Origin of the sequence: Chungangia koreensis, from assembly GCF_042651785.1 — a bacterium.
GTDB lineage: Bacteria > Bacillota > Bacilli > Bacillales_A > Planococcaceae > Chungangia > Chungangia koreensis.
The window spans coordinates 64,915-91,717 of the sequence record NZ_JBHSEC010000020.1 but is presented as its reverse complement, the minus strand read 5'-3'; the positions used below and the strand labels follow the sequence as shown (position 1 = coordinate 91,717).

The 26,803-nt window shown below is 42.3% G+C and carries 26 protein-coding genes; 22 read left to right on the top strand and 4 right to left on the bottom strand.

Going from position 1 to position 26,803, the window contains the following annotated elements; genetic code table 11:
• Window positions 1–61: 61 nt before the first annotated feature.
• From ACFOZY_RS13435 to ACFOZY_RS13345, 19 genes are all read left to right on the top strand, one after another.
• Window positions 62–826 (top strand): GTP cyclohydrolase II, encoded by a 765-nt coding sequence (locus ACFOZY_RS13435; protein ID WP_378156364.1) that lies wholly within the window; start codon window positions 62–64, stop codon window positions 824–826.
• Window positions 819–1,922, top strand: a complete 1,104-nt coding sequence (gene ribD / locus ACFOZY_RS13430) for a bifunctional diaminohydroxyphosphoribosylaminopyrimidine deaminase/5-amino-6-(5-phosphoribosylamino)uracil reductase RibD (RefSeq protein ID WP_378156362.1) — start codon at window positions 819–821, stop codon at window positions 1,920–1,922. The genes ACFOZY_RS13435 and ribD overlap by 8 nt, the downstream gene beginning before the upstream one ends.
• Window positions 1,919–2,488 (top strand): 5' nucleotidase, NT5C type, encoded by a 570-nt coding sequence (locus ACFOZY_RS13425; RefSeq protein ID WP_378156360.1) that lies wholly within the window; start codon window positions 1,919–1,921, stop codon window positions 2,486–2,488. Before ribD ends, ACFOZY_RS13425 begins: the two co-directional genes overlap by 4 nt.
• 416 nt (window positions 2,489–2,904) lie before the next feature.
• Window positions 2,905–3,042, top strand: a complete 138-nt coding sequence (locus ACFOZY_RS13420) for a hypothetical protein (protein ID WP_378156358.1) — start codon at window positions 2,905–2,907, stop codon at window positions 3,040–3,042.
• Entirely contained in the window at window positions 3,000–3,509 is a 510-nt protein-coding gene (locus ACFOZY_RS13415; RefSeq protein ID WP_378156805.1) for a class I SAM-dependent methyltransferase, read from the top strand. The genes ACFOZY_RS13420 and ACFOZY_RS13415 overlap by 43 nt, the downstream gene beginning before the upstream one ends.
• A 101-nt stretch (window positions 3,510–3,610) precedes the next feature.
• On the top strand, window positions 3,611–5,293 hold the full coding sequence (locus ACFOZY_RS13410; protein ID WP_378156356.1) for a hypothetical protein: 1,683 nt from the start codon (window positions 3,611–3,613) through the stop codon (window positions 5,291–5,293).
• Window positions 5,294–5,623: 330 nt separating this feature from the next.
• Window positions 5,624–6,523, top strand: coding sequence for a DUF4652 domain-containing protein (locus ACFOZY_RS13405; protein ID WP_378156354.1), 900 nt, complete (start codon window positions 5,624–5,626; stop codon window positions 6,521–6,523).
• A gap of 159 nt (window positions 6,524–6,682) precedes the next feature.
• Window positions 6,683–7,204 carry a sigma-70 family RNA polymerase sigma factor gene (locus ACFOZY_RS13400; protein ID WP_378156352.1) on the top strand — a complete coding sequence of 174 codons (522 nt, stop codon included), beginning with the start codon at window positions 6,683–6,685 and terminating at the stop codon, window positions 7,202–7,204.
• Window positions 7,197–8,537 (top strand): DUF4179 domain-containing protein, encoded by a 1,341-nt coding sequence (locus ACFOZY_RS13395; protein ID WP_378156350.1) that lies wholly within the window; start codon window positions 7,197–7,199, stop codon window positions 8,535–8,537. The genes ACFOZY_RS13400 and ACFOZY_RS13395 overlap by 8 nt, the downstream gene beginning before the upstream one ends.
• Window positions 8,538–8,659: 122 nt before the next feature.
• Window positions 8,660–10,501 carry a M28 family metallopeptidase gene (locus tag ACFOZY_RS13390; RefSeq protein WP_378156348.1) on the top strand — a complete coding sequence of 614 codons (1,842 nt, stop codon included), beginning with the start codon at window positions 8,660–8,662 and terminating at the stop codon, window positions 10,499–10,501.
• 98 nt (window positions 10,502–10,599) lie between these two features.
• Window positions 10,600–11,286: a hypothetical protein gene (locus ACFOZY_RS13385; protein WP_378156345.1), complete on the top strand. Its 687-nt coding sequence runs from the start codon at window positions 10,600–10,602 to the stop codon at window positions 11,284–11,286.
• A 291-nt stretch (window positions 11,287–11,577) separates the two neighbouring features.
• Window positions 11,578–13,251: a urocanate hydratase gene (hutU, locus tag ACFOZY_RS13380; protein WP_378156342.1), complete on the top strand. Its 1,674-nt coding sequence runs from the start codon at window positions 11,578–11,580 to the stop codon at window positions 13,249–13,251.
• Window positions 13,248–14,504: an imidazolonepropionase gene (hutI, locus tag ACFOZY_RS13375; RefSeq protein WP_378156340.1), complete on the top strand. Its 1,257-nt coding sequence runs from the start codon at window positions 13,248–13,250 to the stop codon at window positions 14,502–14,504. The genes hutU and hutI overlap by 4 nt, the downstream gene beginning before the upstream one ends.
• Before the next feature lie 149 nt (window positions 14,505–14,653).
• Window positions 14,654–16,144, top strand: a complete 1,491-nt coding sequence (gene hutH / locus ACFOZY_RS13370; protein WP_378156338.1) for a histidine ammonia-lyase — start codon at window positions 14,654–14,656, stop codon at window positions 16,142–16,144.
• Window positions 16,145–16,187: 43 nt separating this feature from the next.
• A complete protein-coding gene (locus ACFOZY_RS13365; protein ID WP_378156336.1) occupies window positions 16,188–16,730 on the top strand; it encodes a cysteine hydrolase family protein in 543 nt (180 codons plus the stop codon).
• Between the two features lie 76 nt (window positions 16,731–16,806).
• Window positions 16,807–17,220 (top strand): hypothetical protein, encoded by a 414-nt coding sequence (locus ACFOZY_RS13360; protein WP_378156334.1) that lies wholly within the window; start codon window positions 16,807–16,809, stop codon window positions 17,218–17,220.
• Between the two features lie 45 nt (window positions 17,221–17,265).
• Window positions 17,266–18,165: an acetamidase/formamidase family protein gene (locus ACFOZY_RS13355; protein WP_378156332.1), complete on the top strand. Its 900-nt coding sequence runs from the start codon at window positions 17,266–17,268 to the stop codon at window positions 18,163–18,165.
• Between the two features lie 167 nt (window positions 18,166–18,332).
• Window positions 18,333–19,220, top strand: coding sequence for a 5'-3' exonuclease (locus ACFOZY_RS13350; protein ID WP_378156330.1), 888 nt, complete (start codon window positions 18,333–18,335; stop codon window positions 19,218–19,220).
• A 22-nt stretch (window positions 19,221–19,242) separates the two neighbouring features.
• Window positions 19,243–20,076, top strand: coding sequence for an STAS domain-containing protein (locus ACFOZY_RS13345; protein ID WP_378156328.1), 834 nt, complete (start codon window positions 19,243–19,245; stop codon window positions 20,074–20,076).
• Here ACFOZY_RS13345 and ACFOZY_RS13340 read toward each other — a convergent pair.
• Complete coding sequence (locus ACFOZY_RS13340; protein WP_378156326.1) at window positions 20,050–20,553, bottom strand: C39 family peptidase; 504 nt, start codon at window positions 20,551–20,553, stop codon at window positions 20,050–20,052. The two genes, ACFOZY_RS13345 and ACFOZY_RS13340, sit on opposite strands and share 27 nt — an antisense overlap.
• Window positions 20,554–20,653: 100 nt before the next feature.
• Here ACFOZY_RS13340 and ACFOZY_RS13335 point away from each other — a divergent pair, with 100 nt between their 5' ends.
• Window positions 20,654–21,517 carry a GNAT family N-acetyltransferase gene (locus ACFOZY_RS13335; RefSeq protein WP_378156324.1) on the top strand — a complete coding sequence of 288 codons (864 nt, stop codon included), beginning with the start codon at window positions 20,654–20,656 and terminating at the stop codon, window positions 21,515–21,517.
• A 527-nt stretch (window positions 21,518–22,044) separates the two neighbouring features.
• Here ACFOZY_RS13335 and ACFOZY_RS13330 read toward each other — a convergent pair.
• The 3 genes from ACFOZY_RS13330 to ACFOZY_RS13320 form a co-directional block, all read right to left on the bottom strand.
• The gene (locus tag ACFOZY_RS13330) at window positions 22,045–22,365 is read right to left on the bottom strand and encodes a thioredoxin family protein (RefSeq protein ID WP_378156322.1); all 321 of its coding nucleotides are present in this window, start codon (window positions 22,363–22,365) and stop codon (window positions 22,045–22,047) included.
• Between the two features lie 65 nt (window positions 22,366–22,430).
• Window positions 22,431–22,745 (bottom strand): spore coat protein, encoded by a 315-nt coding sequence (locus ACFOZY_RS13325; RefSeq protein WP_378156320.1) that lies wholly within the window; start codon window positions 22,743–22,745, stop codon window positions 22,431–22,433.
• Window positions 22,745–23,017 (bottom strand): hypothetical protein, encoded by a 273-nt coding sequence (locus ACFOZY_RS13320; protein ID WP_378156318.1) that lies wholly within the window; start codon window positions 23,015–23,017, stop codon window positions 22,745–22,747. The genes ACFOZY_RS13325 and ACFOZY_RS13320 overlap by 1 nt, the downstream gene beginning before the upstream one ends.
• 146 nt (window positions 23,018–23,163) lie before the next feature.
• Here ACFOZY_RS13320 and ACFOZY_RS13315 point away from each other — a divergent pair, with 146 nt between their 5' ends.
• Both ACFOZY_RS13315 and ACFOZY_RS13310 read left to right on the top strand, forming a co-directional pair.
• Complete coding sequence (locus ACFOZY_RS13315) at window positions 23,164–25,587, top strand: 3-hydroxyacyl-CoA dehydrogenase/enoyl-CoA hydratase family protein (RefSeq protein ID WP_378156316.1); 2,424 nt, start codon at window positions 23,164–23,166, stop codon at window positions 25,585–25,587.
• 27 nt (window positions 25,588–25,614) lie between these two features.
• A complete protein-coding gene (locus tag ACFOZY_RS13310; protein ID WP_378156313.1) occupies window positions 25,615–26,790 on the top strand; it encodes an acetyl-CoA C-acetyltransferase in 1,176 nt (391 codons plus the stop codon).
• The last annotated feature ends 13 nt before the right edge of the window (window positions 26,791–26,803 follow it).

Sequence of the window (26,803 nt, the reverse complement as noted above, 5' to 3'; positions counted from 1 at the left end):
GGCTGTCTGCTAAGAAAAGCATAAAATGTACCAAATGACTGAATACAGAAGGATGATGATAATGACACAAGCAAATCTTGAAACAGCTGCTTTAAATGTGTTGAAAGATAAAATACAAACGATACCAACAGATGAAGGGGCCATCTATTTGGTCGGCCCGATCCGTCTGCCCGTAAATCTTTATGGGGAGACTGTCGTATTTCAATGGTACTGTTGGTTGAATCAATGTGAATTAACAGATGACTATCAAGAGATTATTGATAAGCTTTCTTCTGCAAATTTGGCTGAATATCAACAGTCCAGCGTTTTAGTATACGGAGATTTTGAAAACTCTGAGGAGGCCTTAATCCGGTTCCATTCGATTTGTCATACTGGTGATATTTTCGGAAGCCAACGTTGTGACTGTGGCTTCCAATTGAAGCAATCTATGCAGAACATTGTAGATCATGGAAATGGTGCGCTCTTCTATTTAGCGAACCACGAGGGAAGAGGCATCGGTTTGTTCAGCAAAGCGATGGCTTATGTTTTGCAAGAAAACGGATATGATACAGTCGAAGCGAATATTGCCCTCGGCTTTGTGGATGATGCGCGTAACTATGATGATGCCATCCGAGTCCTTAAGACGTTACGTTCAAAACCGGTGACGCTGATGACAAACAATCCAAAAAAAGTGGAAGCGTTGAAAGAAGCTGGCATGGTATTGTCTCATCGAGTACCGTTATGGGGCGGAGAAACAGAATTCAATGAACAGTACTTGCAAACAAAAGTGAACCGATCTGGGCATATCGGGAAGGAAAAAGCTGAAGGGGCTTGTTCGAATGACTAACCATAAGTTTTATATGGACCTGGCATTGAAGAATGCAAGGTCCATGAAAGGTCAAACGGATCCGAACCCTTTAGTCGGTTCAGTCATTGTGAACCATAATCGGATTGTCGGTTTTGGGGCTCATATGAAAGCGGGAGAACCACATGCCGAAATACATGCCCTTCGTATGGCGGGTGAGCAGGCGAAAGGCGGAACTATATATGTGACCCTTGAACCTTGCTCCCACTATGGAAGGACAGGTCCGTGTGCACTTGCAATAGTAGAAGCAGGCTTGAACAAGGTGGTCATTGCGACACTTGACCCGAATCCGATAGTGGCTGGGAATGGCGTTAAAATCCTTCGAGATGCCGGTATAGAGGTTGAGGTAGGGATTTTGGAAGAGGAATCCAGGAAAATGAACGAAGTGTTCAATAAATTCATTGTAACGAAAGAGCCGTTTATGACAATGAAGGCAGCGAGCACATTGGACGGGAAGATTGCTACTTACACGGGTGATAGCAAGTGGATCACTTCCACGGAAGCAAGGCATGATGTCCATGTATTAAGAAATGAACATATGGCGATTATGGTTGGAGTCAATACAGTCATTGCGGATGATCCTGAATTGACGACACGTATTCCGAATGGACGGAATCCAATCCGGATCATTATGGATTCAACCCTTCGGATTCCGATGGACGCTAAAGTGTTAAACGATGGCCAGGCGAAAACGATAATTTTCACCTCTGAAAAATATGACATCGAAAAACGGAGTGCCTTGGAGACATTAGGCGTTGAGGTTATACCGACTACAGGAGCTGTACATACAGAACCGAAAGAAGTTGTTCGCATTCTTGGAGAGCGGGGCATCTCATCGGTGTTGATAGAAGGCGGCGGCTCTATCCATTCAGCGTTTTTAGAGAATCGTTTAGTCGACAAAGTGGTACATTACTTCGCACCCAAACTGATTGGCGGCCAATTTGCTCCGACATTTTTGGAAGGTGCTGGGGCAGCATTGATGAAAGAGGCAATTCAGTTGAAGAATGTCGCAGTCACTCAGGTTGGACCAGACTTCAAGTTTGTCGGCTATCCGGAATATACAGGTGATGAAGAATGAAATTTGGATTCGACATTGATGACACGCTCATCCAGCTGCGTGAGCATGCTTTCCACATATACAACCGTAAATTGAATAAAGATATTCAAATCGATGAATTCCACGCACTGAACCGTGTAGAAATCCACGAGCCATTCGGCATGACGGATGATGAGGGCAAGAAAATGTGGATGGACCATGTTGAAGATATTTATTTCTCAGAATGTCCCCCTTATCCGGATGCGGTGGATACACTTCAAAAGCTTGAGCGGGAAGGGCATGAAATCTACTACATAACCGCCCGTTCAAAAGAATTTGGAGAACGGACGATGGACTGGATGATCAAAGCGGGCTTTCCTGTTCATCCAAAACGTTTCTTTTACGGTATGGATGATCATGAAAAAGTTCACATCATTGAAGAACTTGAACTCGATTATTACTTTGACGATAAACCTGCAGTGGTTGAGACATTGAAAAATCCACGAACAAAAGTGTTTTTGAAGAACCAGCCATACAATCGTCACTTAGAATTGCCAAGGATTGATAGTTGGAATGAGTTGTTTGATTATATATTGGAAAAAAAGTAAGAGGAACTTAAAGTGAGCTGTCCAGAAAACGTTCTGGAGAGCTTTTTTTGACGAGTCGCAAAAGAACTGTAGTGAACTGCAAAAGAACTTGTTAAACCTGCAGAACATTTGGTAGGACCTGCAAAAGATAGCCCGACAAATGCAAAAGAACGGCTATAAGGTGTAAAAGGCAAGACAAAGTTTAGGTGAGTTGCAAAAGATCTCTGTAAACCTGCAAAAGATACTCTTTTACCCGCAAAAGAATAGCAGCGGGGTGCAAAAGAGAATCCGGCGTTCAGGTCAGATTCTCAATATCAGATTTTATTGTAAAAGAATGGAACGATTTTGATTAACAAACGTATTAACTTGTAATAAGGAATACAATAACAATAATCAATGAAGTAACCGAATATCCTTTTAGATGAGGGGAGAGTTAAATGGCAGATCCAAAAGTGATTCAGACTTTTAATCGCCAGGCGAATTCGTATGAGAAGCGGAGAAGGAAATTACAACATGCTGAAGAACGAAGCAGATTGTTGAAACAGCCACTGGAAAAGTCCTTGAAGTATCTGTAGGTGCAGGAAATAATTTTCCGTTTTATCCTGTAGATGTTCATGTGACAGCGGTGGACTTCAGCCAGAAGATGATTGAGAAGGCGAAGGAAGCAGCTGAGGAATATGGAGTGGAATGCGAATTCTTGGTATCTGACGTGGAGAACTTAATGTTCCAGGAAAATACTTTTGATACGGTTGTTTCCACTTTATCGTTATGCGCTTATAAGGACCCGGAAGAGGTTCTTAAGCAAATGAAGAGCTGGGTGAAGCCTAATGGAAACATTCTGCTACTCGAACATGGTTTGAGTTCGAAACAGCCTTACGCATGGCTTCAAAACCGGTTGGACGGATTATCTGTGAAATTCATTGGCTGTCACCAAAATAGAGATATTCTGAAGATGGTCGATCATTCAGGGATTGAAATCAGACAGATGGAAAAGATGATGTTGAATTCCGTTTTTCTAATCTATGGAGTCAATCAACAGTAGGAAATCAGCTAAAGGTACAGAAAGTTCTGTGCCTTTATTTTTGTGAATCTTTCTTCCCATTCAACCGTAGAATGAGTAGCAACTTAGAAATGAGGGATTGAATGGGTAGCATATTATTGTTTTCACTAATTGTCGGCATCATCACTACAGTTCTCATCTTGCCATTATTTACAAAAGAAGATGAGACAGAGCCTAAACCATTTTCTATTGGTGTAGTTTCGATTATAGTTTTAGTCCTGCTCTTTACAATCGGGGCTTTTATTCTCTATTATTTTACAAATCAAGATCGTAACTGGTCATCATTATGGCCTTTGGCAATAATTGTAACAGGACTTGGAATGTTCGTATCGAAAGGTATGGAGCAGAAAGTTAAAGGGGTTCTCTTCCTAAGTTCATTAGTCTTTGGGATTTATATAATGACGGCTCCTTTATTCAATGCGGATGAAAAGTATGAGTCGGTTGAAATGGCTCAAAAAGAAGAAATTACGCCATTCGACGAAACGAAAACTCCGGCAAGTGTACCTCCTGACTTTGCTCGTAATAAAATGAGAAAAGCGTTCGGACAAGTGCCGAATACAAGCTATTATGAATTAGGTTCGCTTCAGATTCAAAAAGTAGCTGGTGAATTTGTTTATATAGCACCGGTTGAATTTTCCGGATTCTTCCGCTGGTTGAACGGTGATACGACACCAGGTTACTTTACGATGAGTGCGACAGACTCGTCGGATAATCCAAAATTCATTAAAAGTGAAATGGCTTACACGCCTTCGTCTTATTTCCACAAGAACTTAGAGCGTCATATGCGGATGAATAACCCGAATGCAATTTTCCATGGGGATGCTCAATTGGAGATTGATGATGAGGGGAAACCGCATTATATCCGTTCGTATGGGGAGTTCATTTCTGCTCGTAACGGATTTACGGTACATGGTATCGTCATGGTAGATCCGGCAACAGGTGATACAGAAACATTCTCTTTAGATGAGGTGCCTGAATTTATCGACGGTGCAGTTGCCCCTGAAGCAGTCAGCTTGCAAAATAGCTATTACGGAAATTATGTCCATGGTTTCTGGAACAGCAAGTTCGGAAAGAAGGACGTGAAAATTCCTTCGGATGAGGGGACGGAAGCGAATGTGAGTCCGATCTTTGGTGAGGACGGAGTGATGTATTACTTCACTGACTTTACAAGTCCGAAAGAAGGTGTGGATTCGATGCTTGGCTACTCATTGACGAATGGCCGTACAGGCGAATCTACGTATTACACAGGGAACTTAGAAGAGTCTTATATGGATTCCGCCGGAGCACTGCAGATTATCGAGAAGCGGTTCATCGAGAAAGAGTGGCACGGAGAGATGCCGGTTCTCTACAATTTCTATGGTGAGGCAAGCTGGTTGACACCGGTTCTTGACTCGAATGGATTCCTGCAAAACTACTTCATCGTATCTGCGGCTAATCCTGAAATTTCCGCATACGCAACAACACCGAATGAAGCATTGAAGTTATATAAGACGGCGTTGCAGCGTGGCGGCAGCTCGGTTGATGGAACCACTCAAGGGGAAGATAAAAACGTATCCGGCTCTGTTGTCCGAGTCTTCAAAGAGCGAGTCAGCGACTATACGTTAATATCGTTCTACTTAGATAACAAACAGAACTTTGTCGTATCCTCCGAGACTTCTCCGCTTGCCATCTACTTGGAAGAAGGCGATCAAATCGAAGCGGTGTACATGGATACTGGTGAGATGTTCTTGCCGGTGAAAGAATTGAACATTAGTGGCCTTGAATAGTTATGAAGGTACGATCATCACAAGTTGGTGGTCGTTTTTTTTTGATAAAGTTGATAGACGACAAAGAATGCTGTGATACTCGACAAGGAATAGTGTGATAGACGACAAAATATAGTGCGATAGTCGACAATACTGCGGTTATTTAAGTGGCTGACCCTCCTTCGGTAGGTAGTCGACAAACAAGTTGTAGGTAGACGACATGTATGTAGTAAATAGTCGACAACTATTAGGTAAGTAGTCGACACGCGAAAGGTATTTCATTAAGGTCGTAACAAATCAATCTAAACCTTCGTCTAATCCGTAAAGAAGATGAAATGGAGTTGAAAGGTTTTGCGAAAATTGATGCTCCTGCTATTCTCTGCATTTCTATTAGCAGCTTGTGGGACGGAAGGCGGGCAAAAGTCAGGGACCGAAAAGATAGATGTGGTTGAAAAGAAGGAAGAGAAGGTTGAGAAAACTCCACTTATTAAAGGTTTTATTACTATTAATGGAACCGAACATGAACTGATTTTAAATGAAGATAACCTGGAAGGAATCCCACTTAGTGAATTTGCTCAGCAACTCACTCCTATACGTGTTAATCCTGAAGAAAAAGTAATGATTCATATAGACAACGATCCTTATATTACGGTTCACTACGGGGCGGAGAAAGTGCCCGTTGAGTCAGATAGCTTCAATGTCCCTTATGAAACGGGCAGCTATATTTTTACTATAAAAGCACAATGGCCGAATGAAGAAGCGACTTATATAACTGTACTCGAGGTGCCGTATCAATTTAAACGGGTTGAACGTGAAACAGAGCCAAATGATCCGAACCCATGGATCCCATCGCCGAATGGTGATAAAGAAGTGTTGCTGGAAGGCTATGGAGAATTTGAATCAGTGGGAACGATCGTCTTGAAGAACGTGAGTAACAATACATTTGAAAACATTGAACTAAATGGAAGACAATGGACTCCAAAACAAATCGAGTGGTTTGATAATGACTCCTTGTTAATGATAATAGGCTACACGTATGGTACTGTTACGCGTGGTGGAGATGTCTATCATCTGAATTTGGATACACTTGAACTCACACCTGTGATTGAACTCTCTGATCGGGAAGAAGTGGCGGATTTTAAGATTGAAGGCAATCAATTAATTTACGATGTATTCATGCATGATGAAGATTATAACGATGGACATAAAGAGACACGAACATTTGATTTAACAACAATCTCTGATATATAAAGCTTACAGTGTTAATCCTAGTGGGTTGACACTTTTTTGATGGGTACTTTTCTTGGATTACTTTAACAGAATATAATTTAGAAAATATTTCCGTACTTAAGAAAACTTTTTCCGTCATTGCCAGTCTAATTATTGAACACAGGGGGAGAGGTGTACATTTTGACCGAGACAGAACTGGTGAAGAGAGCGAAAAAAGGGGACGATGAAGCCTTTCTTTCTCTGATCCACCTACATAAGGAAGCACTATTCAGGACGGCGATTTCCTATTTGAAGGATGAAAATAAAGCATTGGAAGCTGTACAGGAAACAACTTATCGTGCGTATAAAAGTATCCGTTCATTGAAAAAGCCTGAGTACTTTAGGACATGGCTGACGAGAATCATCATGAATTATTGCAATGATGTTCTAAAAAAAGAAAAGCGGGAGATTACTCAGGATGAACTGCAATCAATGACCGGTATGGAACAAGACCATACGTACTTAGAAGTGGAAGAGGCACTTAATACATTGCCAATAGATCTGCAAGAACTGGTTCGTTTAAAGTATTTTCAAGACTTGAAAATTAGAGAGATTGCAGATTTGTGGGAAGCGCCGGAAGGAACGATCAAGACAAAATTGCATCGAGCACTAATTGCTCTACGAAGGCACTTTGAAGAAAAGGGGGAAACGAAACATGTTTAAGGACGAAGAAGAGAAATTAGCGACTTGGAAACAGTCCATCGAGCAAACGGACATCCCTTTTGATAAATTGGATCAAGCGATTAAGTTAGGTTATGACCGAGCCAAAAAGGAAAAATCGAATCGTAGACGTAAGATCCAAAAACAAAGTTTCCTATCCATTGCTGCAGCTGCAGTCCTGTTCTTGGTACTGATCACCTCCATACGCGTCTCTCCTGCATTCGCACAAGCAGTCGCTTCAATACCAGGTATGGAAAAATTGGTCGCTATCGTATCGGATAATAAAGGACTGCAAGCGGCAATTAAAAATGATTACTACCAGCCAGTCGGGGTGACGGAAACGAAGGATGGAATCAGTGTTACGTTGGACGGAATTATTGGGGATGATACGGGAATGGTGCTCTTTTATACGATTGACTCGTATAACAGTCAAAATGGCCAGATAGAAAGTCTCACGGTACTGGATGAGCATTCTAACGAAACTCTTCCAATAGGAACAATTAGCTATAGTCTTGATTCGGCATTAAATGGTTTCACAACAGCGACTATTCAATGGAAAGAAAAAATTAAATCACAAAATTTGTTACTTAGCTTTAATATCAAGAAAGGCACCGAGATTCAGACAATCGATATCCCATTTACTTATAAGGATCTGGGCAAGGAAGGAAAAATTTACTCGTTGAATGAAACGGTGGAAGTCAAGGATCAGAAGATTACGGTTGATTCGGTGACAATAAACCCTCTCAGTACAGAAATAAAGGTAAAATTCGATCCTGAAAATACGATGAAAATCTTCGGATTCGAAGATTTACGGATTGCCAACCAAAGTGGTGAAATATGGTCTTCTATACAGAATGGCGTAACAGCCTCACATATTAGTGATAATGAAGTTATTTATTACTTACAAAGTAATTACTTCGATCAGGCAAAGAATTTAACTCTTTATTTCAACAAAATCATGGCATTGGATAAGGATCAAACTGAATTAGTTCTTGATACAGAACGAAAGGAAATTTTAAAGCAGCCGGAAGATAATCGGTATGAATTAATTGATATAGTAAATGGTGACATAGTTAACGATGGAGATCCTGGAAACAAAAAAAGTATCGTATTCAAGTTTAGGAATGAAAAAGGGTTTAAGCATTTTCCTTTTAGCGAGGCGAAGGATGCTGACGGGAAAAATTTTAACGGATTTAGCTCATGGCAAACGACAGGACGAGAATATGGGGATTGGGGATTGGAGCTTCCCGATGAACCATACAAGAACCCACTCACATATAAATTAACCGCCCATCCAAATTGGATTTATGGTGATGTGAAGATAAAACTGAAATAAAGTTTGTTAGCTGCTTCCAAAGGTGGAGGCAGCTTTTTTGGAATAAAAAGAAATGATTAAAAGGAATTTGCGTACAGTTTGTGGAAATATTTTCTATAGATAGATAATGAGGGGGAATGGGATTGAAGGATCATTTCAGGTTATTTGTGATTTTAATAATACTTTTCTTGAGTTTAACCGGGTGCTCAGAAGAGGAAAAAGTTTCACCTGAAGAGGCAATTTGGAACGAAGTTGCATACTGGTCTTCGGACGAATTTGAAGGAAGGCAAACAGGTACAGCGGCAAATGAAAAAGTAAGAGATGAGATTGTGAAAAGGTATAAAACACTTGAACTGAAGCCTGTATTCGGAGAAAACTATTTGCAGCCATTCAACATGCTTTTCTTGAATCCGGATGAAATAGAAAAACGTTTAGTTATACATATGCAGGATGGCACCGAGCAGGAGTTTATTTACGGGAAAGACTGGTTGGAAAGATCTTCAGAACCAAACATACATGTTGAATTACCGATCAGTTTTCAAGAGAGCAAAAATAATATTTTGGTGACGGAAAAACAGCTGCCACCTTCTGAACAGATCCGTGTTCAATTTGTAAAAAGTAAATCTTTCAGCAAGGTTTTAACAGCCTATAATCCTGAAAGTGGTTTATTCCAAATAACAGAGACTTTATATGCTTATCTGAAAGAAAACGAGAAAAAGATAAAAAAAGTAGGTCTAATCTATTCAGGCCGCCGTACACCGATCACTGCCCATAATGTAATCGGGAAAATAGCGGGGGAGAACTCTGGCGAAAAAAGAGCCATTATCATTTCCGCACACTTCGACCATGTAGGGAAGGTTGGAGCGGAGACTATACCGGGAAGTATTGATAATGCGAGTGGGTTGACAGCTTTATTGAATATTGCTGAAGAGTTAGCTGAGCAATCAAAGAGTCAGCCATTCTCTTCGGACATTTTCTTCGCTGCATTCAATGCAGAAGAGAGTGGACTGTTGGGCAGCCAGGCTTTTGTAGATGAAATCTCATCACAGTATGATTCGATGGCCAATATAAATTTGGATTGCATTGGTTACAAAGATGGTGGAAGAATTTCGATAACCGGTTCTAATAGCGGAAGTGCCAATTTAAGTGAACAACTGACTGCATTGGCTAAAAAAAGCGATGTACAGCTGCACCACATACTCGAAGATGGTATTTCTCTTCGTAGTGATCATGTATCTTTTTTAGATCAGCATTATCAGGCAATTAATATATCACAGGAAAAGTATCCAGCTATTCACTCAACTGAAGACAATATGAATCAAGTGGATGCAGGGCCCATACTAAAAGTTATTGAGTTAGTTGTTGATTTTGTTAATGAACATCAAGATGAAAGTTTTATAACTGCATTAAAGGAAACAAACGACAATGCATACGAAATGGAATCCATGGAACATCGGAAAGAGCTGAAATTCGGAGAGTATAAAACGTACCAATCAGATGTCACCGGAAACTTGGAAACTGTTTTAAATCTGGAACGGGTTATGACGGAAGAAGAATCACAACCCTTCATTTCTGCATTAGAAAGCAGTGGTTTTCAACTAAGCATTGCGAGTTTTAGATATAATCCAATGGATGATTTTGATCCAACGAAAGGTAATATTGGAGAGATTAAAAAATTCTCTAATGATGAATTAAAGAAAAATGTAATTCAAGTAGACGTAAAGAAAGACGAGGAAGATTTGTATCTACAGATCATCTCGCAAGAAGTTAAAATGCCATTTAACAGTGAACCGGAATCTTTCGGGGAGTGGGAACTTCGAGCAGGATGGGATAGTGGGAAAACCTATTCAAGTGCTTTTAGGACGATGGATTTCCAGGGGCATACATTCTCCATTTTGATACAAGGAACATTTTCTAAAAGCACACTTGAGTCTTTTATTGAAGCATTTCCGATAGACGTGGCAATAGAGATGTTAAGTCAATAAAAACTATTGAATGGAACCGTCAGAGTACGGTTCTTTTTTTGTATGTCATTTAAAAGGTAGGACACAATATTCGAAAGTGCCCTACTGGAGAGATGACCATGAGAAAAATACTGAATAAAATTCTGGTATGTTTGATGATTGCTGTATTCTTTTCGCCTTCCGTCAATGCGAGCAAAAACTCAGTTGAACAATTAGAGAAAAGGCTAAAATCTCTTGAACCTGAGAAGGCGGTAGACATCGAAGATCCACCCTGGAAAGAACGGCCCTTTCCTACCATTCAATTTCCCATTTCCAAAGTGATCTCAACAGGAACCCAGATTCCATTTCAAGTAATTCTGGATAAGCCAGATTATCAACGCCCAGCCTTTAAAGCAGATTGGCATAGTTCTGTAGGACGTTGGAGTTATGTTCCAACCAGAGTCCATTTTGCTTTGCATCGATTATTTACTGCATTTGATCTCGGATTGTCCGGGTGGTACGATTTTGAGGGGAATTTAGGAATCAACGTAGAGATGTCCCAAAGTGATGATTTGGATTTATATATTGTTGCCTTTCAAACCGAAATAACAAAGGTCTATACAAAAGGAAATCAAATTGTAGTAGTCGGACGTCCAAAACGAAATGGCGTGCAAGCAATCACGATTAAAGTACATGACTTAAAGCCGAATTCCGAAAAAGAGTCATTGCTTGTTCAGCTGGCCACAGAAGACGGCGATGAAATAGACTATTCCTTAAATGAATATCTTCCTCCTGATATACGAGAAAAGATACGCGAAGGGAAGTAAAAGAAGCTGCTTCATGAAGAGGCAGCTTCTTAACTGTTCTGGCATTCCATATTGAATGATTTGTCGACTACCTTGCACATACATGTTGACTACCTTTCATGTGAAGAATTTCAAACATTTATTGTCGTCTCTCACCCCATTCTCTGTCGCCTATCGCACCACAACTCTCCCAATCCTTCATTCCTTTATCAAACTACCATAATAGAAATTTTCAAAAAACAACAACTAATCTCTAAACCTTTTCCGTGATTCCATATAGAATGGAAGGGAGAATACAAAGGAGGGAATGTTATGGGAGAGAATTCACAACGTGTGGTCCGTTATAGGGGAACGGAGCTGAACACGAAGGGGTGGCAGCAAGAGGCGGTACTACGGATGCTGATGAACAACTTGGATGAGGATGTAGCGGAAAGGCCGGAAGACTTAGTCGTATACGGCGGAATCGGTAAAGCTGCCCGAAACTGGGAAGCGTTCGATGCGATTGTCCGCTCGTTAAAGAATCTTGAGAATGATGAGACACTCATGGTCCAATCTGGGAAACCGGTGGCCATCTTTAAATCACATACGAATGCACCAAGGGTCCTTATCGCCAACAGTAATTTGGTTCCTGCGTATGCCAACTGGGAGCATTTCCATGAACTCGATAAAAAAGGCCTTATGATGTACGGGCAAATGACGGCGGGAAGCTGGATATACATTGGCTCCCAAGGGATTGTCCAAGGTACATATGAGACATTCGCTGAAGCGGGACGTCAACATTTCGGAGGATCCTTGAAAGGAACGATTACATTGACCGCTGGACTTGGCGGAATGGGTGGTGCACAACCGTTGGCAGTCACGATGGCAGGTGGTGTCTGTATCGCGGTGGAGGTCGATGAATCAAGAATCGATCGCAGGATTGAAACTCGCTATTTGGATACAAAAACGGATTCCCTTAAAGAAGCGATCCGCCTTGCGAATGAAGCGAAGAAAGAAGGAAAGCCGCTTTCGATCGGCTTGTTAGGGAATGCAGCGGAAGTACTGCCTGAAATGCTGACAACTGGTTTTATTCCGGATGTCCTAACAGATCAGACCTCAGCCCATGATCCGCTAAATGGCTATATACCAATTGGCATGACACTCGAAGAGGCAGCGGAACTCCGAAATGAACGTCCTGAGGAGTATGTAAAACGTTCGAAGACGTCCATGGCGACACATGTCCAAGCAATGATCGATATGATGGATCGCGGCGCCATAACATTCGACTATGGAAACAATATCCGTCAAGTTGCGAAGGATGAGGGAGTAAAACGGGCATTCGATTTCCCAGGATTTGTGCCGGCGTATATTCGCCCACAATTCTGTGAAGGGAAAGGGCCGTTCAGATGGGTAGCCCTTTCCGGTGATCCGGAGGATATTTACAAGACGGATGAAGTGATCTTGCGTGAGTTCAGCTATAACGAGAACTTATGTAACTGGATCCGTATGGCTCGGGAGAAAATCCAATTCCAAGGACTTCCTTCCCGCATTTGCTGGCTCGGTTACGGGGAGCGTGCTCGCTTCGGAAAAATCATTAATGACATGGTTGCTTCAGGTGAATTAAAGGCTCCTATTGTCATCGGGCGTGATCACCTCGACTCAGGTTCAGTAGCATCTCCTAACCGGGAGACGGAAGCGATGAAAGACGGTTCCGATGCAGTGGCGGACTGGCCGATATTGAACGCCATGATCAACGCAGTAGGTGGAGCGACATGGGTGTCCGTCCATCACGGTGGCGGCGTCGGGATGGGGTATTCCATCCATGCGGGTATGGTCATCGTGGCAGATGGAACAAAAGACGCGGAGGAACGTTTGCAGCGAGTCCTCACTTCCGACCCTGGAATGGGAATTGCGCGCCATGTAGACGCAGGGTACGAACTGGCAGAGAAAACAGCACGTGAAAAAGGGGTTAACATCCCAATGTTGAAAACGGAGGCGATGAAATGAGTAAACCGATCTGGATCAGGCATGCAGCACAACTGGCGACATTAGCCCAGTCCAGCAAAGGTCCACGAATAAAAGAGCAGATGAGTGAGCTATCAATACTTAAGGACGGTAGTCTGTGGATAGAGGATGGAATCATCGAAGCGGTCGGAACGTCGGCACAACTGGCGGAAAAGTATAAGGACCGGGTGGAAGAAGCAGAGATTATAGACGCGACCGGGCATTTAATAACACCTGGACTTGTCGATCCGCATACGCATCTTCCATATGGAGGCAGCCGAGAGCGGGAATTTGAAATGCGGCTGGAAGGCGCCACTTACATGGAAATTATGAATGCGGGTGGAGGAATTCATTCCACGACTCGCATGACCAGGCAAACGCCAGAGGATGAGCTTGTCGTACAGGCGAAACGAAGACTGGACTCCTTCCTGAAACACGGGGTCACGACAGTAGAGGCTAAGAGCGGCTATGGTTTAGATGTGGAGAATGAATTGAAACAGCTGAGAGTCGTGAAAAGGCTAAACGAGGAACATCCAACAGATATCATTCCGACATTCATGGGTGCTCACGCAGTTCCGGTTGAATTCAAGGGACGTGAAGAAGATTACGTTGACCTAATCATCAACGAAATGCTTCCAGCTGTAGCGAGTGAAAAGTTGGCCGTTTTCAATGATGTGTTTTGTGAAGTTGGAGTATTCACTCCTGAACAGTCGGAGAGAATCTTGGAAGCCGGCAAGAAATATGGTTTAATCCCTAAAATCCATGCGGATGAAATCGAGCCGTATGGCGGGGCGGAGCTTGCGGCAAAGATCGGAGCGATTTCAGCAGAACATTTATTGAAAGCTTCAGATGAGGGCATCGAGAAAATGGCTGAAGCAGGAGTCATCGCTTGTCTACTGCCGGCGACTGCACTATTCCTTCGTGAGGAGGCGGCAAAGGGACGGAAAATGATTGATGCAGGCGTACCAGTTGCCATTTCAACAGACTGCAACCCGGGTTCTTCACCAACTACCTCTATGCCGCTTGTTATGAATCTGGCGTGCATTTCTATGAGGATATCACCGGCTGAAGCCTTAACTGCAGCTACGTATAACGCTGCATGTGCAATTGGTATGGAGGAAAAGGTTGGATCTCTGGAAGTGGGCAAACAGGCAGATATAGTACTGTGGAATGTATCCAATTATCAAGAGCTTCAATACTTATTCGGTGTGAACCATGTTAAATCAGTTTGGAAAAAAGGCGTATCAGTTATTTAGTGCTTCATCATAACAGCTTGCTAACACTTTAATATGTTAATATTTTACAATTATTCATTGTATTCGATTGATTCCAACTCTATAATTTGAAGTAATAAAACTAAGACGATTGGCAGACAGCCAGTCGTCTTTTCATAGGATGGGATCTAATGATTGAACTGACTGGTCATACGTTAGCTATAAAAGATTTAAAGCGCATTTTATTCAACAATGAACAAGTCTCGCTTAGTAAAGAGGCATTAAAGAAGGTTGCCAACAGTAGGGAAGCGGTAGATAAGATTGTGCGCGAGGGACGTATCGTATATGGGATTAATACGGGATTCGGCAAATTCAGTGACGTGGCAATTGAAGAGAAAGACACGAAAGCCCTTCAACTTCATCTAATCCGTTCACATGCTTGCGGAGTCGGGGAACCGTTCCCAGAACTTGTTTCCAGAGCCATGCTTGTGCTTCGTCTAAACGCACTATTAAAAGGACATTCCGGTATTCGCCAAGAAGTATTGGACCGATTCGTTTATATGATTAATCACAATATCCATCCGGTCGTTCCACAGCAAGGGTCTTTAGGTGCTTCCGGCGACTTGGCTCCTTTAAGCCACTTGGCATTAGTGCTTTTAGGTGAAGGTTCCGTTTGGCGAGACGGTAATTACGTTCCTTCAGCTAAAATCTGGAAAGAGCATGGAATCAATCCGATCGTTTTGGAAGCAAAAGAGGGTCTTGCACTCATTAACGGAACTCAGGCCATGACCGCTCAAGGTGTGCTCAGCTATATCGAAGCGGAAAGTCTCGCTTACCAAAGCGAGTGGATTGCGGCACTTACGATGGAAGCATTACATGGAATTACGGATGCATTTAATCCGGCAATCCATATTGCACGCGGCTATCCGGAGCAAATTGAAGTCGCTGCACGGATGCTTAAATGGTTGGATGGAAGTAGGTTAACGACACGGCAAGGGGAAATACGTGTTCAGGATGCCTACTCAATCCGATGCATTCCACAAATCCACGGAGCGAGTTGGCAAGTATTGAACTATGTTAAAGAGAAGTTGGAGATAGAAATGAACGCTGCGACGGACAACCCGCTAATTTTCGATGATGGCGGACTTGTATTGTCTGGTGGTAATTTTCATGGACAGCCCATTGCCTTTGCAATGGATTTCTTAAAAATGGGTGTGGCTGAACTTGCGAATGTTTCGGAAAGGCGGATCGAACGCTTAGTCAATCCTCATTTAAATGAGGGACTTCCGCCATTCTTAAGCCCTGAACCGGGACTTCAATCCGGAGCCATGATTTTGCAATATTCCGCGGCCAGCTTGGTCTCAGAGAATAAAACATTGGCACATCCCGCATCGGTCGATTCTATTCCTTCATCAGCTAACCAGGAAGACCATGTGAGTATGGGGACGATCGGTTCAAGGCATGCGTATGCTATTATCCAAAACGCACGGAGGGTATTGGCGATTGAAGCATTCTGTGCCATTCAAGGATGCGAGTATCGCGGAGTGGAGAAAATGTCACCGTCCCTTCATGAAAAATGGAAGGAACTTCGAAAAATCGCACCATCCATTACAGAAGATCGGATTTTCAGCGAAGACATCGAGAGTGTACAGCAGTATTTATACGAAACTGTGAAAAACTAATGTATAGTGGATATGTACATTATTATTTATATTTGGAGGTTTCATGATGAAAAATGAAGCTTTAATTATCGTTGACATGAGTAATGATTTTGTAGCTGACACTGGTACGTTGACGGCAGGAAAACCAGCACAAGAAATTGTTCCGTATATCCGGAACATTGCGGATGACTTTTTGAAAAATGATGGCACCGTTGTAGTGGCGATGGATGCTCATGCTGAAAATGATCCGCACTTCAAGCTTTGGCCAGCACATAATGTGGTTGGCACAGAAGGGCAAAAACTCTATGGAGAACTTGCTGAATGGTTTGAAGAACACCAGTCGGACCAACGTGTTCTATATGTGCCGAAAGAAAATTACAATGCATTCCATAATACAGGATTGGCGGAAGAACTCCGCAAACGCGGAATCGATAAAGTACACGTCGCAGGTGTTTGTACGGATATTTGTAACTTCATGACGGTTGCAGGTGCAGATGCTGAAGGCTTTAAAACAGTGATCCATAAAAAAGGATCTGCTACATTCAGTGATAAAGGACCAGCAGCCATTGATCATATGAAAGCTATTTTCCATACGGAAGTGGTGTAAACCATTTAAACAACAAGAGCGCTGATCTTCCTACAAAGATTTGCGCTCTTTTTTAGAATATGAAAGGAGTTTTATAGTGAAGAGGTTTCAGGGGATAGGGTTTGTTCTTTTGTTTTTATTAGCTGCATGTTCACCGCCTGTTCAAACTGTTCCAATGGAAAAGGTCATTTTTTCCGGAGAAGGGGATGAATGGAAAATAGAGTATCAATACGATCCTGCAGAGTATGCGGAAAAAAAGGTTAATTGGGTACAGTTGGAGCCAAAAACACTTGATGTTTCGAACATCGATTTATCAGATATGGATATCGAATTTAAAAGCAGAGATGGTGTAATAACCGGGAATGTTGGCGGTATGAAAACAAAGATAGAAGAGAATACGATATCATTTTTAGTGGGAACTGTAAATTTCGATACTTACGAAGAAGACGAATTCCAATTTACAGTCATTTATAAAGATCAACGAGATGATATCAAATTAAAATTACGATAAGTCGGAGAGTACAAACCATCAAAATTGAGAAGTGAGGGAGTATAGATGAAAAAATTAGCTGCAGAAGGAAATACAATATTTGCATTTTCAAAGAATAATAAACCAGCAAAATTTGTGGATAGTGGAGAGACTATTGAGGTTGAAACGATCGACGCTCTATCCAATCAAATCCAGACAGAGGACGACACGATTGAAGCAATTGACTGGGAACGGGTCAATCCTGCTACGGGTCCCATCTATGTGAATCAGGCAAAAAAAGGCGATATTCTAAAAGTGACAATCGAGAAGATTAACATCAATGACCAAGGAGTACTGCTCGCTGGCCCTAACCTAAGCCTAATAGGTGAATTCGATCAAATGACGAAGAGAATCGTCCAAATCAGAGAGGAACAGGTCATCTTCAATGAAAAAATAACATTCCCAATACAAAAGATGATTGGTGTGATCGGGGTTGCACCTGAACACCGGGATATCTCTTGTGGCACACCTGATTCTCATGGCGGCAATATGGATACAACGATTATAAAAGAAGGCTCGGAATTATACTTACCTGTCTTTGTGGACGGTGCATTGTTCGCATTAGGTGATTTTCACGCTGCGATGGGGGATGGGGAAATAAGTGGTACCGGTGTTGAAATTGCTGGTTCTGCTATCCTTAAACTTGAAGTTGTTAAGGGCGAATCCATCGAACATCCAATCGTTAAATACGAAGAAGGACTATCGTTTATTGCGTCAAAAGAGACATTGGACGAAGCGGTTAAAGTGGCAACAAAACAAGCGGTCCATTTCTTGAAAAATAATACAGACCTGAGCTTGGAAGATGCGACAATGCTAATGAGTGCAGTAGGTCAGGCTCAAGTCAGCCAAGTGGTAGATCCCTTAATGACAGCTCGCTTCCTCATCCCTCAATTTGTGTTGGATGCTTACCAAATAACAGCATTTTAAATCTTGTAAAAGCAGACTCGCCTACATCAACAGGGTCTGCTTTTTTCTTTATAGGTAGGAGGAAACTATTTAATGTGTATATGAAAAATCTATTACCAAAAGAAAGTGGTATCTCCAATATCTATAATACGGTATCATAGATAATAGACAGATAGGAGGAATCCGGAATGGACGAAACTACCCAACAACCGCATATTTTACTCGTCGACGGAATGGCACTCCTATTCCGCTCGTTTTTCGCGACTGCGGTCCGTGGCCAATATTTTAGAAATGCAGATGGAATCCCGACGAATGGCGTATCAGGTTTTGCTCGCCATGTCATGACAGCGCAAACAATTTTTCAACCGACCCACTTGGCAGTTTGCTGGGATATGGGCGCTTATACATTTAGAAATGATCTGTATGAAGGATATAAATCGAACCGCCCGGAACCGCCTGAAGAGTTGAAGCCTCAGTTCGATATGGCACGGAATGTATCAGAAATGATGGGATGGAAGAACTTCGGCGAACCTGGGATGGAAGCGGATGACTTGATCGGTACGATCACAAAAAAATACAATGATGCGAAAATCACGATAATTAGCGGAGATAAAGACTTACTTCAATTACTGAAACCAAATGTTCAAATTGCTTTTACGAAAAAAGGATTTAACATATATGACATATACTCGCATGAGAGATTTGTTGAAGAATACCAAATTGCTCCTCATGCTTTTGCGGATGTGAAAGCCTTCATGGGTGATTCCAGCGATGGCTACGCCGGTGTAAAGGGAATTGGACCAAAAACTGCACTTCAATTCATCCAAAAATATGGATCGGTAGATGGAGTATTGGAATCTTTACACGAACTGACTCCATCACAGCGAAAGAAAATTGAAGAGAACTTAGAAATGCTTCACCTTTCAAAAAAACTTGCAGTCATACACTGCGATTGTCCAATTGAAGTAGACATCAAAGACCTTTCACTTCCAGTTTTCAATGAAGAGTTATTACAGGAATTAGAAGCATCAGGACTTGGCAGTGTTGCACGGCAAGCGGTAACTCTTATTTCATAATTCGCTTAGGATGGTGACTTTTTTGGAGAAGTTTAAGGAGCATATTCGTGTATCTATCCTTGCTGAAGTTGATATGTTAACCGAAGCGATCACGAATGAGCAGAATATGAGATATCCTGAGTTTTTCATTTTTGAAGATGAACTGATTGAAATAAGGAAGAGGTTCATTACTCTCATTGCGGATTGTATGACCTCTTCTGAGGAAGAGCGGGTTAGCCGGGCGAGAGAAGAAGGTACGGCTGCTGGTTATGCGATGTCGCATAGTAACTTTGGGTCCCTCGACATGTTTGTGCGGGAAGTGCCTCATTACCGAAATACCATAGGCAGTTTCATTAAATATGAAGTTATTGAAAAGAACTTTAGTGTTGCGGAATTATATGAAATCTTAACGATCTTAGATTCTGTGATCCATGATTATATTTACTTTTTCTCAAACCAATATGTAGAATACGAAAAGTTAGTAATTGCACGTTCTAAGGAAATGGTGACGGAATTGTCCGTCCCCCTCGTATCGATCAACGATGACATTGCGATTCTTCCATTAATTGGGACAATTGATACGGAACGGGGCAATATGTTAAGGGAACGGGTACTACGTGAAGCATATGACATGAAAGTGCGGACGTTGATCATCGATGTATCCGGACTACAAGCGATCGACACGTTTGTTGCCCAGCAACTATTTCAGTTGTTCGAAGCACTGAGGCTTTTAGGTATCCGCCCGATAGTAAGCGGAGTTACACCGGCAATCGCTCAGACTTTTGTTCAATTATGCGTATCATTCGGAGATGTATCGAGTTTCTCTTCTTTAAAGTTAGCTTTAAAGGAGTTATTTCGGCGAAATCCTGACAAATGATAGAATGGCAGCATTTTTGCTGTAAGAAATTTTCCGAATCCGGCTGGATCTGTTTCTTCCGCCGTTGTCATGGATATACAAACATAGATCATATTCAGTTTCCTCAAAGCCAATCACTGGAACCCAATGATATGAAAATTCAAAAGTAGACATCCATCTGAATGAAAAATAGCGATCGAACTTTGCGGCAACCGGCCTGCCAGCGCAAAGTTCTTTTTTTACGCCTTCAATAAGGGTTTCTTCAACAATCCACTCGTTGCCTAAAATCCGCCTCATATTTTTAATGAAATGTCGTTTGAATAACCCAATTTTCGTTGTATGTAACAGCTTATAAAGTTCATTGGCCGATAAGCGCTCCTGTCCGTGATGTTTCATCAGAATGGAAGCAGTAACTGGACCGCATGCAGAATTCCGGTACCTTTCGTCAATCTGTTCACTGTATTGAGATTGACCTTCGACTTCGAGCAAAACTTTCAAAAAAACCACCTCTATATGAAAGGATAACAGACAACTAAAATAGAACTTATATTAAACCTTCCCCGATAGGGAAGGAAACCAATCATTCGGGGGAATGGACATGATTCATTTTAAGTCATTAGACACTTTATCGTTTAAAGAAGCATCAGAACTTTTTAATAAAGGATTCGAAGGATATTCGATTCCGATGAGTCCGCCATTGGATGCATATGTCGCGAGGTTTGGCAATGAAGGTCTTTCACCGGAGTGTTCAGTTGTCATGTTAGAGGATGAAAAGCCGATTGGATTTGTTCTTCAAGGAATTAGGGAAGTAGACGGAAAGAAAATTTCATGGAATGGGGGAACAGGAATCATCCCTTCACACCGCGGCAAAGGACTCGGAAGGCAGCTTATGGAAGGAGCTGAACAAGTCCTCAGGGAAAAGGGAGTTCATATCTCCACTTTGGAAGCCTTGTCAATGAATGAACCGGCGATTCGCCTCTATCAAAGTGTCGGTTATGATATCGAAGATCAATTATTATTCCTGGAACAGGAGGGGAGGATCGAATATTCTCCTGCAGCGATTGCAACCGAACGTTTCCCTGCTTTCCAAGCTATCGGCGCATCCATTTTTAATCCGGTTGTTCCTTGGCAAATCGATCCAGCCAACACCCCAAAAGTTGGAGGAGAAGTTTTGGTGGCGAAGAGAGGGAATGACGTCATCGCTGCCGTATTATTCCGCAAACGACAGACGAACGGTAAAGAAATAGAAGGGATTACCTTATTCCAGGCGGTTGCTGAAGAAACGGATGAAGGCTTGTCTGCGTTGAAAGCATTGTTGGCTGAAGCAATGGAATTCACAAAGCCCGTTAAGCGTACTACTTACAATTTCCAGATAGGTGATGGAAGAGCTGTCGATTTCCTGAAGAGTGTTGGGTTTAAGGAAACGAATATCTCACAAGTTTTTATGGTGAAAGAATTGTAAAAAATAAGACCAGCCCACATGGCTGGTCTTATTAAGTATGACACTAAGCACTAAAAATCGAACCCCAATTGTATACAACCGTGTAAACCAGGGTAGAAACTAACAAAGCAGTGTTGAAGAACATATATTTAGTTTCGGACCAACAATATACAATTATAGCTAAGCCAACAGGTGCTCCCACTAAAGCAAACCAAGGGAAATCATTGTTACTTAAATAGAGGGAAAATGCAAAGTTTGCAATTAAAAAAAAAGCCAAGAAGACTTGATTCATGACTCTTAATTCCCCGCGAACATATTCAGTCATTTCAAAACCTACTTTCGTGTATATGTAGTTAATCATAACATTATGTAATAGTTCTATAGAATCAATAGAAATGTAAGTCTTTAATTCAAGACTTTAATGTTTCAATCATGAGAATGCCCAAGTTTCCGTGAATTTTTACTATACCTCAAATTTTTGAGACAATAAAAAGGGCCATCAATTTATCAAATAAATTGATGGCCACTTCTATTGTAATATTGTTTTACTACACGTTTTGACTTTGTAAAAAGTCGGTCACTTGTTCTGGCGATTTGGCATTGGCACTGTGTAAGTGTGCAAGCTTTTCGCCTTCCTTGAAAATAAGAAGACTTGGAATCCCCATCACTTGTTGCTCTTCAGCAATCTCAGGGAAGTTGTCGCGATTAATTTCGTACCAAGTGTATTGGGTGTACTCTTGCTCAATCGGATCGATGAACATATCCATCCGTCGGCAGTCCGGGCACCATCCAGCCTCAAATTTAACGAGGACAGGTTCTTTGCTGTTTATAACTTCTTTAAATTGGTCTGCAGTTGTAATTGGTTTCATGAACTATTCCCTCCTTTTAGGAATAGTGTACACGGAAACCGTACGTGCAGAAAGATATTTGCTTGCTATTGCAACTGTTGTTTTGAAGTCGTAAATTGTTGCTCCGCTTGCTTAATTTCCGCTGATTGTGCCGGAGTAATGGAATACCAACCATGTTGGAACATTAAGTCGTAGAAATTTCGTTGCTGTTTCGATGTATCTTCAAAGATTCCTAAAATCGATTGATAAAAAGCATCGTGACTCGCCTCGTGCAACGCAGTAACATATGAATTGGCTAAATGTTTTTCGGTTGAAAGTGCATCTGTAATGAGGTCACGATCATTCATTTCAGGAGTATCGGGTACTTGTGCGGTCGGGTTTTTGATAGTCGAAGATTCCATTATGATTGTGCACCTCCAGCATTGTCCTTCATGAATTGCAACAACTTATCATAGTGTTTAGCATGCATTTGCTCGGCAGCTTCAAATTCCTTTTTCAAGTCAGGCATCTTGCATTGTTTGGACATGGCACGCATTTTTTTTGCAGCTAATAGATTCCAGTCAAGCATATCAGTCAGAAAAGAAAGATCTTTCGTCGAAAGTGCCTTAGGTGGTTCCGGAAATAGAATCGGTTCACGAGTATTGGAAGTATAGTCCTGTGAAAATAAACCCATAAGATGGTCTCCTTTTTTGTATTTTGTCGGGGTTAGTATGCTTGAATGGAAAAATCTTATTCATTTTCGTTCATTAAATATTGCGAAAATAACTATTTTGGAATAAACTAAATGAAAAGAAAGCGTTTTATTTTTTTATCTAAAAAATGAATGAGTATTCATTCAATGGGGAAGGGGCGTTTCATTTGTCATATCAAATCAATAAAGCGGCTGTATTGGGATCGGGCGTAATGGGTTCTGGGATTGCTGCCCACTTAGCGAATATCGGTATCCCGGTAGTTCTTTTGGACATTGTACCGAGGGAATTGACAGCAGATGAAGAGAAGAAAGGCCTTACACTGTCTGACAAATCAGTAAGGAACCGTTTTGCAGAAGGGGCGCTGCAAAAACTTTTAAAACAAAAGCCTGCTCCTTTGACTTCGAAAAGTAATCTATCACTGATTACCACCGGTAATTTAGAAGATGATTTAGAAAAATTGAAGGATGTCGACTGGATCATTGAAGTCGTTGTTGAAAGATTAAATGTGAAAAAAGAATTGTTCTCCAAGTTGGACTTTGTTCGTAAAGAGGGTACGATTATCAGCTCAAATACTTCCGGTATCAGTATCGAAGCAATGGCTGAAGGTCGTTCGGAAGATTTCAGGAAACACTTCCTGGGCACGCACTTCTTTAATCCGCCTCGTTACTTAAAGCTATTGGAGGTTATTCCAGCTTCCTCTACACTACCTGAAGTGGTAGATTTCATGGTGACTTTCGGTGAGGACCGCTTAGGAAAAGGTGTTGTCCTGGCGAAAGATACTCCGAACTTTATCGCTAACCGGATTGGTACATATGGACTGTTGGTCACTTTACGCGAAATGACCACACGCGGTTATTCCGTCGGGGAAGTAGATTCGGTTACTGGTCCACTGATCGGCCGCCCGAAATCTGCTACTTTCCGTACTTTAGATGTTGTTGGGTTGGACACATTCGCACATGTCGCGAAGAACGTCTACGACCAAACTGAAGGAGAAGAACGTGAAATCTTTGACGTGCCGGATTATTTACGGAAGATGATTGAAAACGGCTGGTTAGGTTCAAAGTCCGGCCAAGGTTTCTTCCAAAAGAAAGACAAGGATATTTTAGAATTGAACCTTGAAACATTTGAATACGAGCCAGTGAAAAAGTTGAAGACGCCTTCCATTGAAATGGCTAAGCAGCAAAAGGGCTTGGCTGCGAAAGTGAAGTCGCTTGTTCATGCGAAAGACCGGACAGGTGAACTGCTCTGGAGCATACTTTCACCGACATTGCGTTACTCTGCTCAGTTAAACGGTGTAATTGCTGACTCGATTGTGGAAATTGACCGTGCGATGAAATGGGGATTCGGCTGGGAACAGGGACCATTTGAAGTATGGGATGCAATCGGTGTAAAAGAATCGGTTGAACGGATGAAAGCGGAAGGCGCTGAAATTCCTGCTTTTGTTGAGTCTTTATTGGCCAAAGGCTATGAGTCTTTCTATAAAGAAGTAGACGGAGACGTGTATTTCTTTGACGGAGAAGACTACAAGCCGGTTTCGGTTAATGAAAAAGTGATTGACTTGAAACGCTGGAAGAAAAAGCACGGTGTCATCAAGAAGAATTCTGGCGCAAGTTTAGTTGACTTGGGGGATGGCGTGGCTCTACTTGAGTTCCATTCCAAATCGAATGCGATCGGTCTTGATATCATTCAAATGATCAACTTCGCTGTTGAAGAAGTGGAAAAGAATTATAAAGGATTGGTCATCGGGAATCAGGGACGTAACTTCTGTGTCGGCGCGAATTTAGGAATGATTCTTATGGAAGCGCAAGATGACAATATTTTTGAACTTGACTATACGATCAAAGCATTCCAAAATGCCATGATGAAAATCAAATATAGCCGCAAGCCTGTTGTGGCTGCTCCATTCGGAATGGCTTTAGGCGGAGGCGCAGAAGTGTGCTTGCCGGCTGCTCACATTCAAGCATCGATGGAAACGTATATGGGTCTCGTGGAAGCTGGCGTCGGCCTGATTCCTGGCGGAGGCGGAAACAAAGAGCTTTATATGAAGCACTTAAAAGGTCTACCGCACGGAGTGCAAGTCGATTATCAGTTCGTGGCGAATAAAGTGTTTGAAACAATCGCGATGGCAAAGGTTTCAACTTCTGCTGAAGAAGCGCGTGAAAACAATTTCTTGAACTTTGCAGATGCTGTAAGTGTCAATAGCGACCACTTGCTCTACGATGCAAAACAAGCTGCGCTTCGGTTATATGAAGGTGGCTATCAACCGCCAAAACGTGAAAAGGTTCCAGTCACTGGAGAGTCAGGATATGCAACGCTTCTGTTAGCGGCGGAAGGGATGTTCCTCTCCGGGTATATTAGCGAACACGATTTGAAGATTGCGAAAAAGTTAGCATATGTACTATCAGGCGGCAAGGTGCCATATGGAACTGCAGTGGATGAACAATATTTACTCGACTTGGAGCGTGAAGCATTCCTGAGCTTAGTAGCGGAGCCGAAATCACAGCAAAGAATGCAGTATATGCTCATGAAAGGGAAGCCATTGCGCAACTAATTGGTGCACGGCAAAGGAGGAAAAGAGATGCGTGAAGCAGTAATTGTAGCCGGTGCTCGTACACCGGTCGGTAAGGCGAAGAAGGGGTCACTTGCTACAGTACGACCAGATGATTTTGCAGCTTTGACCGTGAGGGAAACATTGAAGCGTGCTGGGAATTATGATGGTCCGATTGATGATTTAATCTTGGGATGTGCGATGCCTGAAGCAGAGCAGGGTATGAACGTAGCTCGCAATATCGGAGCATTGGCCGGTTTGCCGGATACGACCCCGGCGATTACCATTAACCGTTTCTGTTCATCCGGGTTGCAATCAATTGCATACGGAGCGGAACGTATTATGCTCGGAAGCTCCGATACGGTTCTAAGTGGCGGAGTGGAGTCAATGAGTATGGTACCGATGATGGGGAACACGATTCGCCCAAATTCGAAGCTTGCTGAGACGGCACCACAGTATTACATGAGCATGGGGCATACCGCGGAACAAGTGGCCAATAAGTACGGAGTCAGCCGGGAAGACCAAGATGCATTTGCCGTACGTTCGCATGAGTTGGCAGCCAAAGCCATTGCGAATGGTGTATTTAAGGATGATATCGTTCCGGTGGAAGTAACGAAAAGAACGGTTGATGAAAATAATAAATTGGTAGAAAAAACGTTTATCTTTGATACAGATGAAGGGGTACGACCAGGAACAAGTATGGAAACGTTAGCGAAACTGCGACCTGCTTTTGCGGCGAAAGGGAGTGTGACAGCAGGGAACGCTTCCCAAACTTCTGATGGTGCAGGAGCAGTGCTATTAATGGATCGGGAAAAAGCGATGGCAGAGGGGTTGAAGCCAATTGCAAAATTCCGTTCATTTGCAGTCGGTGGTGTTCCTCCTGAAGTAATGGGAATCGGCCCGATTGAAGCGGTGCCGAAAGCGTTGAAGCTTGCCGGTTTATCGGTCGAGGATATCGATCTTTGGGAGTTGAATGAAGCGTTTGCTTCGCAATCGATTCAAGTCGTCCGCCATTTAGGAATCGACATGGATCGGGTTAACGTGAATGGTGGAGCAATCGCATTGGGGCATCCACTCGGAGCGACAGGAACCATATTGACATTGAAATTAATGACGGAACTCAAACGCCAAGGTAAACAATTCGGGGTAGTCACCATGTGTATCGGCGGCGGTATGGGCGCAGCAGGCGTCTTTGAATTGCTCTAAAACAAAAGGAGGA

Bases quoted from the DNA above. Each gene is read 5' to 3' on its own strand.
- ACFOZY_RS13435 (WP_378156364.1), top strand. From the start codon at position 62: ATGACACAAGCAAATCTTGAAACAGCTGCTTTAAATGTGTTGAAAGAT.
- ribD (WP_378156362.1), top strand. From the start codon at position 819: ATGACTAACCATAAGTTTTATATGGACCTGGCATTGAAGAATGCAAGG.
- ACFOZY_RS13425 (WP_378156360.1), top strand. From the start codon at position 1,919: ATGAAATTTGGATTCGACATTGATGACACGCTCATCCAGCTGCGTGAG.
- ACFOZY_RS13420 (WP_378156358.1), top strand. From the start codon at position 2,905: ATGGCAGATCCAAAAGTGATTCAGACTTTTAATCGCCAGGCGAATTCG.
- ACFOZY_RS13410 (WP_378156356.1), top strand. From the start codon at position 3,611: ATGGGTAGCATATTATTGTTTTCACTAATTGTCGGCATCATCACTACA.
- ACFOZY_RS13395 (WP_378156350.1), top strand. From the start codon at position 7,197: ATGTTTAAGGACGAAGAAGAGAAATTAGCGACTTGGAAACAGTCCATC.
- ACFOZY_RS13385 (WP_378156345.1), top strand. From the start codon at position 10,600: ATGAGAAAAATACTGAATAAAATTCTGGTATGTTTGATGATTGCTGTA.
- hutU (WP_378156342.1), top strand. From the start codon at position 11,578: ATGGGAGAGAATTCACAACGTGTGGTCCGTTATAGGGGAACGGAGCTG.
- hutI (WP_378156340.1), top strand. From the start codon at position 13,248: ATGAGTAAACCGATCTGGATCAGGCATGCAGCACAACTGGCGACATTA.
- hutH (WP_378156338.1), top strand. From the start codon at position 14,654: ATGATTGAACTGACTGGTCATACGTTAGCTATAAAAGATTTAAAGCGC.
- ACFOZY_RS13365 (WP_378156336.1), top strand. From the start codon at position 16,188: ATGATGAAAAATGAAGCTTTAATTATCGTTGACATGAGTAATGATTTT.
- ACFOZY_RS13355 (WP_378156332.1), top strand. From the start codon at position 17,266: ATGAAAAAATTAGCTGCAGAAGGAAATACAATATTTGCATTTTCAAAG.
- ACFOZY_RS13350 (WP_378156330.1), top strand. From the start codon at position 18,333: ATGGACGAAACTACCCAACAACCGCATATTTTACTCGTCGACGGAATG.
- ACFOZY_RS13335 (WP_378156324.1), top strand. From the start codon at position 20,654: ATGATTCATTTTAAGTCATTAGACACTTTATCGTTTAAAGAAGCATCA.
- ACFOZY_RS13330 (WP_378156322.1), bottom strand. From the start codon at position 22,365: ATGAAACCAATTACAACTGCAGACCAATTTAAAGAAGTTATAAACAGC.
- ACFOZY_RS13325 (WP_378156320.1), bottom strand. From the start codon at position 22,745: ATGGAATCTTCGACTATCAAAAACCCGACCGCACAAGTACCCGATACT.
- ACFOZY_RS13320 (WP_378156318.1), bottom strand. From the start codon at position 23,017: ATGGGTTTATTTTCACAGGACTATACTTCCAATACTCGTGAACCGATT.
- ACFOZY_RS13315 (WP_378156316.1), top strand. From the start codon at position 23,164: ATGAATGAGTATTCATTCAATGGGGAAGGGGCGTTTCATTTGTCATAT.
- ACFOZY_RS13310 (WP_378156313.1), top strand. From the start codon at position 25,615: ATGCGTGAAGCAGTAATTGTAGCCGGTGCTCGTACACCGGTCGGTAAG.